The sequence below is a fragment of the Microbacterium sp. NPDC056044 genome (assembly GCF_042267145.1).
Lineage (GTDB): Bacteria > Actinomycetota > Actinomycetes > Actinomycetales > Microbacteriaceae > Microbacterium.
The window spans coordinates 817672-831055 of sequence record NZ_JBHJWZ010000001.1; the positions used below are offsets into that span (position 1 = coordinate 817672).

A 13384-nucleotide genomic window follows, 5' to 3' on the forward strand; every position below is an offset into this window, starting at 1 on the left:
CACCCTTTCCCGGGCGCGCGGACAGGGCGCAACCCTTCGATTCGACAGTTCAGACTAGCGAATACGACCTGTGAGGCGCGTGGGAGGTGGCATTGCCGGGACTGGGCGTCACTGATGCGTATCCTGGGCGGACACACGCATCGACGCCACGTCGATCTGAGGGGGAACTCGATGAAGCTGCACAATCCGTTCCGCACGGCGCTTCTCGCAACGCTGGGTGTCGGGCTCGGACTCATGCTCATCGCCGGCATCCAGAACCTCCAGACGATCCTGCTGTACGTCGGCACCGCGCTCTTCCTGTCGCTGGGCCTCGATCCGATCGTGGCCTGGCTGGAGCGTCGCAAGCTGCCGCGCTGGGCCGCGGTGCTCATCACGATCCTGGGCGTGCTCGCCGCGTTCGCCGGCATCATCCTCATGGTGGTGCCGATCATCGTGCAGCAGATCGGGCAGCTGGTGACCGCCATCCAGGATCTGGCGGAGAAGGGCGCATTCGACGACCCCGTCGGCGCCATCCAGGACTGGCTCCACGCGGTGTTCCCCGCGCTCAACGTGGACGAGGCGTGGGGCTACATCGAGGACTGGTACGCGTCGCTCGACGTGGGCGCGATCGGCTCCGAGGTCGGTGGCGGAATCATCTCGGTCATCGGCGCACTCATCGCCGGCTTCGCCGGCGCGTTCATCGTGCTGATCCTCACGATCTACTTCACGGCGTCGACGCCGAACCTGAAGCGGGCCGTCTACCAGCTGGTCCCGGCTTCCAAGCGCGCACGGTTCATGGACCTCGGCGAGCAGATCACCGACTCGGTCGGCTACTACGTCATCGGGCAGGTCACGCTCGGCCTCGTCAACGGCGTTCTCAGCGCGATCTTCCTCTCGATCATCAAGGCGCCCTTCCCCGCCGTGCTTGCGGTCATCGCGTTCTTCTTCTCCCTGATCCCCCTGGTGGGCACGCTCACCGGCTCGATCATCATCGTTCTGACGTGTCTGCTGGTGGGGTCTCCGACGACCGCATTGATCGCCGCGATCTACTACCTCATCTACATGCAGATCGAGGCCTACGTGATCTCGCCGCGCATCATGCAGCGCGCCGTCGCGGTGCCGGGCGCGGTGGTCGTCATCGCGGCCCTCGCGGGCGGCTCGCTGCTGGGCCTGCTCGGCGCGCTCGTCGCGATCCCGGTGGCGGCCAGCATCCTGATCATCTACCGTCAGGTCGTCATCCCGCGGCAGAACGAGCGGTGACGCTCAGCCTTCTGCGGCCGGTCCGTGCCATTCGAGGGGCAGCGGCAGGGCGTCGGGGTTGACGGCCGCCACGATCTCGGTCAGCACGCGGCGGGTCTGGTTCTCGCCCACCCACAGATGCTTGCCGCCCTCGACCGGGATCAGGACGGCCTCCGGCACACTCGCGAAGCGCTGGGTCGCAGCATCCGGCCGGAGATAGTCGTCGAACTCGGGGACGAGCACGATCAGACGGCGCTCGTCGCCCGCCCACGCCGCCACCTCGTCATCGGTCGCACGGTGCAGGGGCGGCGACAGCAGCACGGCGCCCTCGACACCGTGGTCGCGACCGTACTTGAGGGCGAGCTCCGTGCCGAAAGACCAGCCCACGAACCACGGGCGCGGAAGCCCGCGCTCGCGGACGAAGTCCATCGCCGCCGCGACGTCGAACGCCTCGGCACGGCCGCCGTCGAACGAGCCGTCGCTCGTTCCTCGAGGCGAGGTGGTGCCGCGCGTGTTGAAACGCAGCACGGCGAGATCCGCAAGTGCGGGCAGGCGCCCCGCCGCTTTGCGGAGGATGTGCGAATCCATGAACCCGCCGGCGGTCGGGAGCGGATGCAGCGTCACCAGCGTGGCGACGGGGTCGCGGGTCTCCGGGAGCGCGAGCTCGCCGACGAGCGTCAGCCCGTCGAGCGTCTCGAGCTCGATGTCCTCGCGGCGCGCGGGGAGCAGCATCGGTCCGCGGATCTCCATGTCAAGCCACCTTCCAGCAGTGCTGATGCCAGTGCCGGCGCGCGGCGAGGTCCGCGGCGTCGCCCAGCACGCCGTCCGCGCGCCATGCCACCAGGTGCGCGATCCCGACGTCGATCTGGCGACCGCAGCCGGGGCAGGTGTACGGCTTCTGCGCCTGGGCGGCCGAGACCGGCTGCACCGTCCACTCGACACCGCGTCGGATCTCGGTGCGCTTCCAGCCGGCCAGCAGGCGCTCGAACGAGTCGTCGCCGCCCGAGTCGTGCCGGCGGCGGTTGGACCGCGGCACGGCTCAGTACCAGCCTGTGCGCTGCGAGTGGTCCCACGCACCGCAGGGCGTGCCGTAGCGACCGCCGATGTAGCCGAGACCCCACGCGATCTGCGTCGCCGGGTTCGTCTCCCAGTCGGCACCGGCGCTGGCCATCTTGCTTCCCGGCAGCGCCTGAGGGATGCCGTACGCGCCGCTGCCGGCGTTGTACGCGTTGACGCGCCAGCCGGACTCCTTCTTCCAGAGAGCGACAAGGCAGGCGAACTGGTCGTCTCCCCAGCCGCGCCCCAGCACCATGTCGTACGCGATCGCCTGCGCGCTGCCCGGGTCGGGCGTGACGAACGGCGGGCGCCAGCCACCGGACGACGTCGACGTCGAGGCGGGCGGCTGGACCGTCGGCGTGGGCTTCGGCTTCACATAGACCGTGTAGTTGCCCCGGTCCAGCACCGCGGGCTCCGGATCGGCTGCGGTCTCGTCGCCGGCGCGGGACTGCACGTCACCCAGCGAGCTGGCGTAGAGCGAGACCTGGGGCTCCTCGTCGGCGCTGGCCTGCGCGAGCGCGAGGCCCGTCGGACCGATGTACGCCACGACGAAGCCGAGAACGGCGAAGGCCGCGAACGCGCCGACCACTCCGCGACGGCGCGACCAGCGCGGAGCAGGCCTGGGGGCCGCCGAGGAGGGCGTGGAAGGAGCGGAGGCGCTCACCGTCGACGGCCTCGCCGACTGCGCCGCCAACTCGTGACGTCGGGCGCGTCTGGTCGGGTGCAGCTCGTTTCCAGAAGTCACAGTGTCCCGATTCTCGCATACCGGCGCGCACGGTCGCCATCCGCCGGCCCGCGCGTCTCACTTGACGGCGAGCATCACCTCGACGACGGCGTCGAGCACGGCATCGACCTGCGTCTCGCGATAGCCTCCGCGCTGCATGCGGAACGCGACCGAGCGCACCTGCTCGACGGTGACGGAGTCGCCGGTCTCGAGGAAGCGCGCGAGCTTGTCGGTGACGAGGTCGACCTCTGCGATGCGGTAGCCGTAGCGCAGGGGCGACACACGATCGAAGCGGTGCTTGGCCGGCCGCGTCAGGCGGTCCAGCACCTCCTGCGCGAGCTCGCGGGTATGGCCGACCCACGCCTTCGCACCGGTCGCCGCCACCGCCGACGAGCGCTCGCGCGCCGCGAAAGCGTCCTCGATGCGTCCGAGCGCGGCGTCGACCGACGCGATCGCGTAGCCGTGACGCACCAACGGGAAGGCCACCTGCCGGACATCGGCCGACGTCAGGGCGTCGGTTCCGCGCTCGAACGACGCGCGTGCCCGCGCGAGGAACTCGTCGACCGGCTCCTTGTCATAGCCCTTGTCACGCCCCCGTGCTTCGGGGAACGATGTCCGGTCGGTCGCCTGCGATGCCGTCATGATGCCACCAGCGGAGTGAAGAGATAGTAAAGAGTCAGCGCCGCGACCACCGACAGCAGGATCGAGTCCAGTCGATCCAGCACGCCGCCGTGACCGGGCAGCCACGAGCTCATGTCCTTGATGCCGAGATCGCGCTTGATCATCGACTCGCCCAGGTCGCCCGCGGTGGCCGTCGCGAGGATCAGGATGCCGAACACGGCACCCATCCACCATTCGAGGCCGAGCATGAAGATCCCGACGAGGATGCCGGCGAGGATCGCGGCCGCCCCCGCCCCGGCGAAGCCCTCCCAGGTCTTCTTCGGACTGATCCGCGGCGCCATGGGGTGCTTGCCGAAGCTGATGCCCGCAGCGTACGCCCCGGTGTCGACCGCGACAGCGACGATGATGAACGCCAGCACCCACCATTCGCCGCCTTCCTTGGCCAGCAGCACGAGGCAGAGGCTGGTGAGGAAGGCGACGTACAGCTGCAGGAAGGTCGCGATGAGCACATCGCCGAGCACCAGGGCGTACGTGCGGCCGTCGTGCGACGCCATCTGGCCGACGAGTCGCCAGACGACCACGAACGCCAGCGCGACGAACAGCAGCACCCAGTGGAGCCAGGAATCGACGAAGAACGCCGACAGCACCACGACCGCGCCCGCGATGAGCTGCGGAACGAGATCGACCCTCCGCCCGCTCGCGATCAGGGCACGGGAGAACTCGAAGATCGCCAGGAGCGCCGCAGCCAGCGCGAACGGCACGAAGGCCCACTTCACGAACAGGAGCGACCCGAGCAGGACGAGGCCGATCGCGAGCCCGATGAGGATCGCGACGATGAGATCGCGTCCCGTGCGCTCCTTGATGCGCTCGTTCGCCTCTTCGAAGTCGGCTCGCGCCTGCGCGACGTGACCCTCCAGCTCGCTGCGCGCCGCGCGCAGATGCGACTGCAGCGCCGGACCCGTGTCAGGGGGCTCTGCGGCACGACGCGCCTCGCCCGCCTCGCGCCGCGTCTGCGGTGAGGCGGGTTCGCCGGCGTGCGGCGGCTCGGATGCGTCGGTCATGGGCAGACCTCAGACCTCGAGGAGCTCGGCCTCTTTGCGCTTGAGCGCCTCGTCGATGGCGTCGACGTGCGCGCGCGTGAGCGCGTCGAGCTCCTTCTCGCCGCGAGCGAGCTCGTCCTCGCCGACCTCGCCCTTCAGCGCGTCGATGTCGTCCTTGGCCTTGCGGCGGATGCCCCGCACGTGGACCTTGGCGTCCTCGCCCTTGGTGCGCGTGAGCTTCACGTACTCCTTGCGGCGCTCCTCGGTGAGCTCGGGCATCGTGACGCGCACGAGGTTGCCGTCGTTCGTCGGGTTGACGCCGAGGTTCGGGATGTCGCGGATCGCCTGCTCGATCGCCTTCAGCGCCGACTTGTCGTACGGCGTGATGAGGAGCGTGCGCGCCTCGGGGTTGTTGATCGACGCGAGCTGCGCGAGCGGCGTCGGGCTGCCGTAGTAGTCGACGAGGACCTTCTGGAAGAGCTGCGGGTTCGCGCGTCCGGTGCGCACCGTGGCGAAGTCCTCCTTCGCAGCCTCGACGGCGCGGTCCATGCGCACTCCGGCATCGGCCAAGACGTCCGCGATCACAGTGTCTCCTTCGCGTAGATGGGGCTGGTCAAGTCTATCGACGCGGCGCGCGTCACGCCGTGACCAGCGTGCCGATGGTCTCGCCCAGGAGCGCCCTCGTCACGTTGCCGGCGGGCTCCATGCCGAACACGCGCATGTCCATGCGGTTGTCCATGCAGAGGCTGAACGCCGTCGAGTCGACGACCTTGAGACCTCGCTGCAGCGCGTCGAGGTAGGTGATGCGATCGATGAGGGTGGCCGAGGCATCCTTCTTCGGATCCGCGGTGTACACGCCGTCGACGCCGTTCTTCGCGACGAGCACCTCCTGCGCGTCGATCTCGAGCGCACGCTGCGCGGCGACCGTGTCGGTGGAGAAGTACGGGAGTCCGGCGCCGGCGCCGAAGATGACGACGCGTCCCTTCTCCATGTGGCGCTCCGCCCGGCGCGGGATGTAGGGCTCGGCGACCTGCGTCATCGAGATCGCGGACTGCACGCGCGTGGCGGCGCCGGCCTGCTCGAGGAAGTCCTGCAGGGCGAGGGCGTTCATGACGGTGCCGAGCATCCCCATGTAGTCGGCGCGGCCACGGTCCATACCGCGCTGGCTCAGCTCCGCGCCGCGGAAGAAGTTGCCGCCGCCGACGACGATCGCGATCTCGACGCGGTCGACCGCTGCCGCGATCTCCTGTGCGATCTGACTGACGACGTCGGGGTTCACACCCAGCTGTCCTCCGCCGAACGCCTCGCCGGACAGCTTCAGAAGGACGCGGCGGCGCCCGGTGTTCTCGTTGATCACTATGGTCCTCTCGTCTCCCACAAACTACCGAAGGGCATGAGAAAAGGCCCGCATCGGATTGCCGATGCGGGCCTTCTCAGAAGGTCAGGCGCCGACCTTGTAGCGGGCGAAGCCCGTCAGGGTCAGACCGGCGTCCTTCGCGACCTGCGCGACCGACTGCTTGTTGTCCTTCGCGTAGTCCTGGTCGAGGAGCGAGACCTGCTTGAAGAACGCGTTGACGCGACCCTCGACGATCTTCGGGAGAGCCGCCTCGGGCTTGCCCTCGTTGCGCGAGATCTCGGTGACGATCTCGCGCTCCTTCTCGACCTCGGCCTCGGGGACCTCGTCGCGCGACAGGTACGACGGGTTCGCGAACGAGATGTGCTGCGCGAGGCTGCGGGCCGTCTCGGCGTCGTCACCCGAGTAGGCGAGCACGACACCGACCTGCGGCGGCAGGTCCTTGCTGGTCTTGTGGAGGTAGATCTCGAACTTGTCGCCCGAGAGCGTGTTCACGCGACGGAGCTCCACCTTCTCGCCGATGATCGCGGCCTCGTCCGAGATGAGCTCGGCGACCGTCTGCGAGCCGGCGGGGGCGGCGAGGGCGGCCTCGGCCGAGTCGGCGTGCGCGGCGGCCGCGGCGTCGAGCACCTTCTCCGCGAGGGCGATGAAGCGATCGTTCTTCGCGACGAAGTCGGTCTCGGTGTTGAGCTCGATGATCGTGACCTGACCGTCGACCTCCTTGGCCGCGACCAGGCCCTCGCTCGTGGAGCGGTCGGCGCGCTTGGCGTTGCCCTTCGCACCCTTGAGGCGCAGGATCTCGACGGCCTTCTCGAGGTCGCCGTCGGCCTCCTCGAGCGCCTTCTTGGTGTCGACCATGCCCGTGCCGAGCTGCTCGCGCAGCGTCTTGATGTCAGCGATCGTGAAGTTTGCCATGGGTGGCGGCTCCTTGATTGTATGAGTTCTCGTGGATGCCTCGGCGGGACCGTCCGGATCGTGCGATCAGGGCGATCCCGCCGGGGCGGAGTGTGTGTGAGCCTTACTCGGCGGGGGTCGCCTCGGCGGCCTCGACGACCTCAGCGGTCTCGACGACCTCAGCGGCCTCGGCGCCCGCCTCGTCGGCGGCCGACTCGGTCGCAGCCGTCTCGACCTCGGCGACGTCGGTCACGACCGGCGCGCCCTGCTCGAGCAGCTCGCGCTCCCAGTCGGCGAGGGGCTCCGCGTCAGCGGTCTCGTCGGTGGGCTGGTGGCGCTGGATGAGGCCCTCCGCGGCGGCGTCGGCGATGATGCGGGTGAGCAGGCCCACCGAGCGGATCGCGTCGTCGTTGCCGGGGATCGGGTACTGGAACTCGTCGGGGTCGGCGTTGGTGTCGAGGATGCCGATCACCGGGATGCCGAGCTTCGACGCCTCGTCGATCGCGAGGTGCTCGCGCTTGGCGTCGACGACCCAGATGGCCGAGGGGGTCTTCTGGAGGTTGCGGATACCACCGAGCGACTTGTGGAGCTTGTCGAGCTCGCGCTTCTTGAGGAGGAGCTCCTTCTTGGTGAAGCCGCTCTCAGCCGGGTTCTCGAAGTCGAGCTCCTCGAGCTCCTTCATGCGCGCAAGACGCTTCGACACGGTCGAGAAGTTGGTGAGCAGACCGCCGAGCCAGCGCTGGTTGACGTAGGGCTGGCCCACGCGGGTCGCCTGCTCGGCGATGACTTCCTGAGCCTGCTTCTTGGTGCCGACGAAGAGGACGGTGCCGCCGTGCGCGACGGTCTCCTTGACGAACTCGTACGCCTTGTCGATGTACGTCAGCGACTGCTGGAGGTCGATGATGTGGATGCCGCTGCGCTCCGTGAGGATGAAGCGCTTGACCTTCGGGTTCCACCGGCGGGTCTGGTGTCCGAAGTGGACGCCGCTGTCGAGCAGCTGGCGAATGGTGACGACGGCCATGGCCGTTCTCCTGTTCCGGCGCGTGCGCGCCTGTTGCGGTTGTTCTCACGCCGGCTCGTGGCCGGCGTAGCCTGGTGCCCGGCTCATTCCCGCCCTGCGCTCGCTCGGAGGCGATCGCCGGGACCGTTGGGAATGGATGCCGCGCCGCACCCTTCGTCAGACTCGGGGCTTGCGGCGCTATGGGCACGCGGAGTCACCCCGACATGCGGAGTGCGCACCCAGTGTATCAGCAGCGCCCGGACCGCTTCTCCTCCCCCACCGGCCGTGCGCGGTGCTTATCCACGGGGTTGCGCCGGCGCACTCGGCGGCGCGCTCCGGCGGGTCAGGGTGGAGTCATGTCGCCGTCCGTGCCCCGTCATCGCCGCCGACGGCCCCGCCGGCGTTCTCGCCGGCACGTGACGGCCTTCGCCGTCGCGGTCCTGGTGGCGGCGGCGCCCGCTGCGGTGGCGCACGCGGAGGCGACGGAGCCAGGGCCCACGGTCGACGGCGGAACGGCGGTGCTCGCGCGCGACTGGCAGTGGCCGGTGCGGCCGTTCCGGCTGGCCCGCCCGTTCGTCGCACCGCCGCACGAGTACGGACCAGGCCATCGGGGCATCGACCTGCTGCCCGTCGGCGACGGCGTCGTGCGCGCCCCCGCGCCCGGCGTGGTCGCGTTCTCGGGTCAGGTCGCAGGACGCGGCGTGGTCACGGTCGACCACGGCGACGGCCTGGTGTCGACCTTCGAGCCCGTCGATTCCGCCCTCGCCGCCGGGACGCCGGTGGATGTCGCGACGCCGCTGGGCACGGTGTCGGCGGGCGGGCACGCCGAGGCGGGGACCGTGCACTTCGGGGTCCGGCTGGACGGCGCCTACATCAACCCGCTCGTCCTGCTGGGCGGCGTGCCGCGCGCGGTGCTGCTCCCCTGCTGCTGACCGCTGCCTCAGGCTCGCGGATGCGCGAGGCGGTACGACGCGGTCAGCCGCTCGCTGGACACGTGCGTGTAGATCTGCGTGGTGCCCAGGCTCGCGTGGCCGAGCATCTCCTGGACGGCGCGGAGATCGGCGCCGCCGTCGAGGAGATGGGTCGCGGCCGAGTGGCGCAGCGCGTGCGGTCCCACCTGCGCGCCGAGCTCGGGGCCGAGCCGGCGTGACACGAGGTCGTACACGGCGCGCGGCCCGATCCTCCCGCCGCGCGCGCCGAGGAAGAGCGCCGGAACCGGCGAGTCGTCGACGCGCCGGGCCAGGAGCGCCGGTCGGCCGCGCACGACATAGGCGTCGATCGCACCCAGCGCGGGAAGCCCGAACGGCACCACCCTCTCCTTCGATCCCTTGCCGAGCACCCGGGCCGTGCGGCGATCGTGGTCGAGGTCGCCGACATCGAGCCCGCACAGTTCCGAGACGCGCACCGCGGCCCCGTACAGCAGCTCGAGCATCGCGTGGTCGCGCAACGCGATCGGGTCCCCGTCGGCGGCCGCCGACGCGAGGCGGTCGAGCATCCCGCTCAGCGTGTCGGCGGTGGCGACCTTGGGCAGGGTCTTCCCGCGCTTGGGTGCCACCAGGCGAAGACTCGGATCGGCGGCGATCGCGCCGGTCTCGGTCGCCCAGGCGAAGAAGCCCCGGACCGCCGCCGTGCGCCGTGCGATGGTGGCGCGGCTGTCACCGCGCTGGACGGCGTGCCACAGCCAGTCGCGAAGACTCTCGAGATCGACGGCGGCGAGCTCGACGTCGCCGCAGGCCACGGCGAGTCCCTCGAGGTCGGAGCGGTAGGCCCGCACGGTCGCCGGCGAGAGTCGGCGCACCTCGGCCAGGTGACGCAGATACGCCGCCGCTCCGTCGGGGATGTCCATGCTCCCAGCATGGCCCCGGGCGCGCGCTCGGCGGCCGCGCGACGCGCCCTCCCCGCCCGCCACGCGTCCCTCAGCCGCCGGTTCGCGCTAGCCTCCAGCCCTCGACGCCCGACTCGACCGCTCCTTCGAGCCCCAGAACCCCGAGGAGGCCCGCCACGGCGTCCGCCGCCATCCCCGCGCGGCGCGCGATCTCGCCGGCATCCCGCCACACACGAGTGCTCATCGCGTCCTTCACGCGGGTCGCATCTCCGGTGTAGGCGCCGCCCGCGGTGGTGGCGGCATCCGCCCCGTCTGTCAGCCCGAGGAGCTCGCGCACGTCGTCGGCGCTCGTGATGCACTGTGCGCCGTACTCGCGGATGAGCCGGTGCGTTCCCGCCGACGTCGCCGACGTGATCTGCCCGGGCACCGCACCGAGCGGTCGCGACAGCGTGGCTGCGTGGCCGGCGGTGTTGAGCGAGCCGCTGCGCCACCCGGCCTCGACGACCACGGTGGCGGCCGAGAGCGCGGCGATGAGCCGATTGCGCTGCAGGAAGCGCCACTTGGTCGGTGCGGATCCGCATGCGACTTCGCTCGCGACGACACCCTGGCGCGCGACGTCGTCGATCAGCTGGGTGTGACCGGCGGGGTAGGCGCGGTCCGCTCCGCCCGCCAGCAGCGCGACGGTCAGGCCGCCCGCCAGAAGCGCGGCCCGGTGCGCCGAGCCGTCGATGCCGTAGGCGCCCCCGGAGATCACGGCGATGCCGCTGCCGGCCAGCTCGGCCGCGAGCTCGCGCGCCACCAGGTCGCCGTAGCCGGACGCGGCCCGCGCCCCGACGATCGCGACCGATGTCTGCAGCCGCGTGAGCGCCGACACGTCACCGCGCACCCACAGGCACAGCGGCGCGTGCGCGCCGAGGTCATCCAGCTGCGTCGGCCATTCGGGGTCGGCCCGGGTCACGAGCCTCACTCCGCGCGCCGCCGCCGTGGCGAGCGAGTCGGCCACGGCGCCCGCCGACAGCCGCGGCAGCCACCGCTTGCGCCCCTCCGCCGCCTCCTTCGTCGTCAGCTCGGGCAGCTCGTCGCCGACGATGACCGCCCGCAGGCTCGCGACCGGGCCGCGGGCGGCGATGACGCGCCCCGCCACCGAATCGCCGGGCTCGATGAGATGGCACCACACCGCTGTCGCGTACCGCTCGAGGGCCTCATGGTCGTCCATGTCGAGGCCAGCGGGCGCCAGGGCGCGCCGGGCCGCGTCGGCTCCGAGGTCGAACCCGATCACAGCGCGATCCCCTTCTTGAGGTAGAGCGCGCGGCCGACGTGGTCCGCCCCGAGCTGGCCGCGCCCCTCGATGTCGGCCAGCGACCACGCGACGCGGAGCACCCTGTCATACCCCCGCAGCGTGAGCGCGCCGCGGTGGAGGGCGGCGTCGAGCGGTCGCCGGATGACCGGGCTCGGTGCGGCGGGCCCCTCGCGCAGCCACGTGCCGGGGACGTCTGCGTTGACCGACCACGGTGTCTCGGCGAGGCGGCGGTGTGCGCGGGCACGCGCCTCGGCGACCTGGGCCTTCGCGGCCGCCGTAGAGATCGTCGGTCCGCTGCCGCGCTGCGCCACGGCGACGCGGGTGAGGGTCAGTGCGATGTCCATGCGGTCGAGCAGCGGCCCCGACAGGCGGCCGAGGTACCGGCGGATCGCCGCCGGCGGGCACGTGCACGTGCCGCCTCGGATCCCGTAGTCGCCGCACGGGCAGGGGTTGGTGGCGAGCACGAGCTGGAACCTCGCCGGAAACTGGGCGTGGGCGCCCGCGCGGTCGATCGTGATGGAGCCGGACTCGAGCGGCTGCCGCAGCGCGTCGAGCGCGCTGGCGGTGAACTCCCCCGCCTCGTCGAGGAACAGCACGCCCTCGCTCGCCCGCGCGATCGCGCCGGGGCGCACCACGCGGGTGCCGCCGCCGACCAGGGCGGCGACGCTCGCGCTGTGGTGCGGTGCGACGAAGGGCGGCATGCGCGACAGCTCGACGACGCGGGAGCCCGCGAGACTTCGGATCGACGCCGCCGACAGCGCGGCGCGATCGTCGAGTTCGGGGAGGATGCCGGGCAGCCGCCGGGCGAGCATCGTCTTGCCGGCCCCGGGAGGACCGCACATCAGCAGGTGGTGACCGCCCGCGGCGGCGACGACGAGCGCCTCGACGGCGTCGCGCTGGCCGATGACCTCGGCGAGATCGAGGGGCGGATCGGCCGCCTCGTCGTCGTCCGGCAGGGCCACCGGCTCGACATCGGCGACCTCGACGTCGCCACCGTGCCACGCGATCACCTGCGCGAGACTGACGGCGGCGAGAACCTCGATCCCCTCGACGAGCGACGCCTCCGGACCGTTCGCGTGCGGCACGACGACGCGCCGGTGCCCCGCGCGCCGCGCCGCGACCACCGCCGGGAGGACCCCCGGAACGGGCCGCAGCCGGCCGTCGAGGCCCAGCTCGCCGATGTGGACGGCCGACGCCAGGGACGAGGCATCCATCGAGGTCTCGGTCGCGAGCGACGCGACCGCGATGGCGACGTCGAAGCCTGACCCCTGCTTGGGAAGGCTCGCGGGCGACAGGTTCACGGTGAGGCGCCGCCGGCTGAGCGGCGCGCCGCTGTTCGCGCACGCGTTGTGCACGCGCTGGACCGACTCGCCGAGGGCTTTGTCGGGAAGTCCGATGATGCGGAAGTCGGGCTGCTGGTTCGAGAGGTCGGCCTCGACCTCGACGCACTCGCCCTCAGCGCCGACGAGGGCGACGGCCCATGTGCGCGCGACCTTCACGGCACCTCCACGTCGACGAGGTGCTCGAGCCGGGCCGTGCGCGGGTCGGGGCCGACGATGCCGATCGCGTCGATGCGCAGCCGCCTCCCCTGGACCAGCTCGCGGTGGGCGCTCGCCCACGCGACCGACAGGCGCCAGAGCCGGCCGCGCTTGCGCCCGTCGATCGCCTCGAACGGATGCCCGAACCGCTCGCCACGCCGGGTCTTGACCTCGACCACCACGACGGCGGAGCGGTCGGCGACCACCAGATCGATCTCGCCCTGCGGGCATCGCCAGTTGCGGGCGAGGACGATGAAGCCCAGCGCCTCGAAGTACCGGGCCGCGCGATCCTCGCCCGCGCGCCCGAGGACGTCTTTATCTGCCATTCCGGCATCGTCGCGCCCGTGGGCAGGCGCGCGGACGCGGGGACGCAGCATCCGTTCAGAACTCGGGGGAAGTCCCGAAACGAGCGGTCTGGGGAGGAGGCGTCAGGCCCGCTCAGGTGTCGAGCGAGAGCTCCTCGGGAAGGTGGAAGTCGCGGCGCGAGAGCTCTTCGACGTTGACGTCCTTGAAGGTCAGCACCCGCACCGCCTTCACGAAGCGGTCGGCGCGGTAGATGTCCCACACCCACACATCGGCCATCGAGATCTCGAAGTAGAAGTCGTGCTCGGTGTCGCGGCGCACGACGTTCACCTCGTTCGCGAGGTAGAAGCGCCGCTCCGTCTCGATCACGTACTGGAACTGCGAGACGACATCGCGGTACTCGCGGTACAGAGCGAGTTCGAGCTCGCGGTCGTAGTCTTCGAAGACCTCGTCATCCATGGTGAATCCATCCTATGGGCGCGAGCGGGTGCGGCGACCCGCGTGCGCGTGT

Annotated in this window: 17 protein-coding genes; 3 read left to right on the forward strand and 14 right to left on the reverse strand. The window is 71.1% G+C overall.

Features of this window, described 5'->3' with window-relative positions; genetic code table 11:
• Window positions 1-171: 171 nt before the first annotated feature.
• Entirely contained in the window at window positions 172-1239 is a 1068-nt protein-coding gene (locus ACFC1I_RS03865) for an AI-2E family transporter (protein ID WP_376006532.1), read from the forward strand.
• Window positions 1240-1242: 3 nt separating this feature from the next.
• Here the strand turns inward: ACFC1I_RS03865 and ACFC1I_RS03870 are convergent, their stop codons facing one another.
• The 3 genes from ACFC1I_RS03870 to ACFC1I_RS03880 are packed head-to-tail and all read right to left on the reverse strand — an operon-like array spanning window position 1243 to window position 2821.
• Window positions 1243-1968, reverse strand: coding sequence for an alpha/beta hydrolase (locus ACFC1I_RS03870; RefSeq protein ID WP_376006533.1), 726 nt, complete (start codon window positions 1966-1968; stop codon window positions 1243-1245).
• A gap of 1 nt (window position 1969) precedes the next feature.
• On the reverse strand, window positions 1970-2254 hold the full coding sequence (locus tag ACFC1I_RS03875; RefSeq protein ID WP_376006534.1) for a hypothetical protein: 285 nt from the start codon (window positions 2252-2254) through the stop codon (window positions 1970-1972).
• Window positions 2255-2257: 3 nt separating this feature from the next.
• Window positions 2258-2821, reverse strand: coding sequence for a lytic transglycosylase domain-containing protein (locus tag ACFC1I_RS03880; RefSeq protein ID WP_376006535.1), 564 nt, complete (start codon window positions 2819-2821; stop codon window positions 2258-2260).
• Here ACFC1I_RS03880 and ACFC1I_RS03885 point away from each other — a divergent pair.
• On the forward strand, window positions 2811-2975 hold the full coding sequence (locus ACFC1I_RS03885; RefSeq protein ID WP_376006536.1) for a hypothetical protein: 165 nt from the start codon (window positions 2811-2813) through the stop codon (window positions 2973-2975). The genes ACFC1I_RS03880 and ACFC1I_RS03885 overlap by 11 nt on opposite strands.
• A 101-nt stretch (window positions 2976-3076) precedes the next feature.
• On the opposite strand, the gene ACFC1I_RS03890 is transcribed toward ACFC1I_RS03885, so the two are convergent.
• The 6 genes from ACFC1I_RS03890 to rpsB all read right to left on the reverse strand — a co-directional run bounded on the left by ACFC1I_RS03890 (window position 3077) and on the right by rpsB (window position 7928).
• Entirely contained in the window at window positions 3077-3640 is a 564-nt protein-coding gene (locus ACFC1I_RS03890) for a DivIVA domain-containing protein (protein WP_376006537.1), read from the reverse strand.
• Window positions 3637-4680 (reverse strand): phosphatidate cytidylyltransferase, encoded by a 1044-nt coding sequence (locus ACFC1I_RS03895; RefSeq protein WP_376006538.1) that lies wholly within the window; start codon window positions 4678-4680, stop codon window positions 3637-3639. The genes ACFC1I_RS03890 and ACFC1I_RS03895 overlap by 4 nt, the downstream gene beginning before the upstream one ends.
• A 9-nt stretch (window positions 4681-4689) precedes the next feature.
• The gene (gene frr, locus ACFC1I_RS03900; RefSeq protein WP_045297881.1) at window positions 4690-5244 is read right to left on the reverse strand and encodes a ribosome recycling factor; all 555 of its coding nucleotides are present in this window, start codon (window positions 5242-5244) and stop codon (window positions 4690-4692) included.
• Between the two features lie 52 nt (window positions 5245-5296).
• Window positions 5297-6016: a UMP kinase gene (gene pyrH / locus ACFC1I_RS03905; RefSeq protein WP_376006539.1), complete on the reverse strand. Its 720-nt coding sequence runs from the start codon at window positions 6014-6016 to the stop codon at window positions 5297-5299.
• An 84-nt stretch (window positions 6017-6100) separates the two neighbouring features.
• Window positions 6101-6928, reverse strand: a complete 828-nt coding sequence (gene tsf, locus ACFC1I_RS03910) for a translation elongation factor Ts (RefSeq protein WP_116193167.1) — start codon at window positions 6926-6928, stop codon at window positions 6101-6103.
• 103 nt (window positions 6929-7031) lie between these two features.
• Window positions 7032-7928, reverse strand: a complete 897-nt coding sequence (rpsB, locus tag ACFC1I_RS03915) for a 30S ribosomal protein S2 (protein WP_376006540.1) — start codon at window positions 7926-7928, stop codon at window positions 7032-7034.
• Between the two features lie 395 nt (window positions 7929-8323).
• Here rpsB and ACFC1I_RS03920 point away from each other — a divergent pair, with 395 nt between their 5' ends.
• Window positions 8324-8839, forward strand: coding sequence for a murein hydrolase activator EnvC family protein (locus ACFC1I_RS03920; RefSeq protein WP_376006541.1), 516 nt, complete (start codon window positions 8324-8326; stop codon window positions 8837-8839).
• An 8-nt stretch (window positions 8840-8847) separates the two neighbouring features.
• Here the strand turns inward: ACFC1I_RS03920 and ACFC1I_RS03925 are convergent, their stop codons facing one another.
• The 5 genes from ACFC1I_RS03925 to ACFC1I_RS03945 form a co-directional block, all read right to left on the reverse strand.
• Window positions 8848-9753: a tyrosine recombinase XerC gene (locus ACFC1I_RS03925; protein ID WP_376006542.1), complete on the reverse strand. Its 906-nt coding sequence runs from the start codon at window positions 9751-9753 to the stop codon at window positions 8848-8850.
• A 70-nt stretch (window positions 9754-9823) separates the two neighbouring features.
• The gene (dprA, locus tag ACFC1I_RS03930) at window positions 9824-11011 is read right to left on the reverse strand and encodes a DNA-processing protein DprA (RefSeq protein WP_376006543.1); all 1188 of its coding nucleotides are present in this window, start codon (window positions 11009-11011) and stop codon (window positions 9824-9826) included.
• Complete coding sequence (locus ACFC1I_RS03935; protein ID WP_376006544.1) at window positions 11008-12531, reverse strand: YifB family Mg chelatase-like AAA ATPase; 1524 nt, start codon at window positions 12529-12531, stop codon at window positions 11008-11010. Before ACFC1I_RS03935 ends, dprA begins: the two co-directional genes overlap by 4 nt.
• Entirely contained in the window at window positions 12528-12896 is a 369-nt protein-coding gene (locus tag ACFC1I_RS03940; RefSeq protein ID WP_376006545.1) for a YraN family protein, read from the reverse strand. Before ACFC1I_RS03940 ends, ACFC1I_RS03935 begins: the two co-directional genes overlap by 4 nt.
• A 112-nt stretch (window positions 12897-13008) precedes the next feature.
• Entirely contained in the window at window positions 13009-13332 is a 324-nt protein-coding gene (locus ACFC1I_RS03945; RefSeq protein WP_376006546.1) for a DUF2469 family protein, read from the reverse strand.
• Window positions 13333-13384: the final 52 nt, after the last annotated feature.

Bases quoted from the DNA above. Each gene is read 5' to 3' on its own strand.
- ACFC1I_RS03865 (WP_376006532.1), top strand. From the start codon at position 172: ATGAAGCTGCACAATCCGTTCCGCACGGCGCTTCTCGCAACGCTGGGT.
- ACFC1I_RS03870 (WP_376006533.1), bottom strand. From the start codon at position 1,968: ATGGAGATCCGCGGACCGATGCTGCTCCCCGCGCGCCGCGAGGACATC.
- ACFC1I_RS03885 (WP_376006536.1), top strand. From the start codon at position 2,811: ATGTACGCCACGACGAAGCCGAGAACGGCGAAGGCCGCGAACGCGCCG.
- ACFC1I_RS03890 (WP_376006537.1), bottom strand. From the start codon at position 3,640: ATGACGGCATCGCAGGCGACCGACCGGACATCGTTCCCCGAAGCACGG.
- ACFC1I_RS03895 (WP_376006538.1), bottom strand. From the start codon at position 4,680: ATGACCGACGCATCCGAGCCGCCGCACGCCGGCGAACCCGCCTCACCG.
- tsf (WP_116193167.1), bottom strand. From the start codon at position 6,928: ATGGCAAACTTCACGATCGCTGACATCAAGACGCTGCGCGAGCAGCTC.
- rpsB (WP_376006540.1), bottom strand. From the start codon at position 7,928: ATGGCCGTCGTCACCATTCGCCAGCTGCTCGACAGCGGCGTCCACTTC.
- ACFC1I_RS03925 (WP_376006542.1), bottom strand. From the start codon at position 9,753: ATGGACATCCCCGACGGAGCGGCGGCGTATCTGCGTCACCTGGCCGAG.
- ACFC1I_RS03940 (WP_376006545.1), bottom strand. From the start codon at position 12,896: ATGGCAGATAAAGACGTCCTCGGGCGCGCGGGCGAGGATCGCGCGGCC.
- ACFC1I_RS03945 (WP_376006546.1), bottom strand. From the start codon at position 13,332: ATGGATGACGAGGTCTTCGAAGACTACGACCGCGAGCTCGAACTCGCT.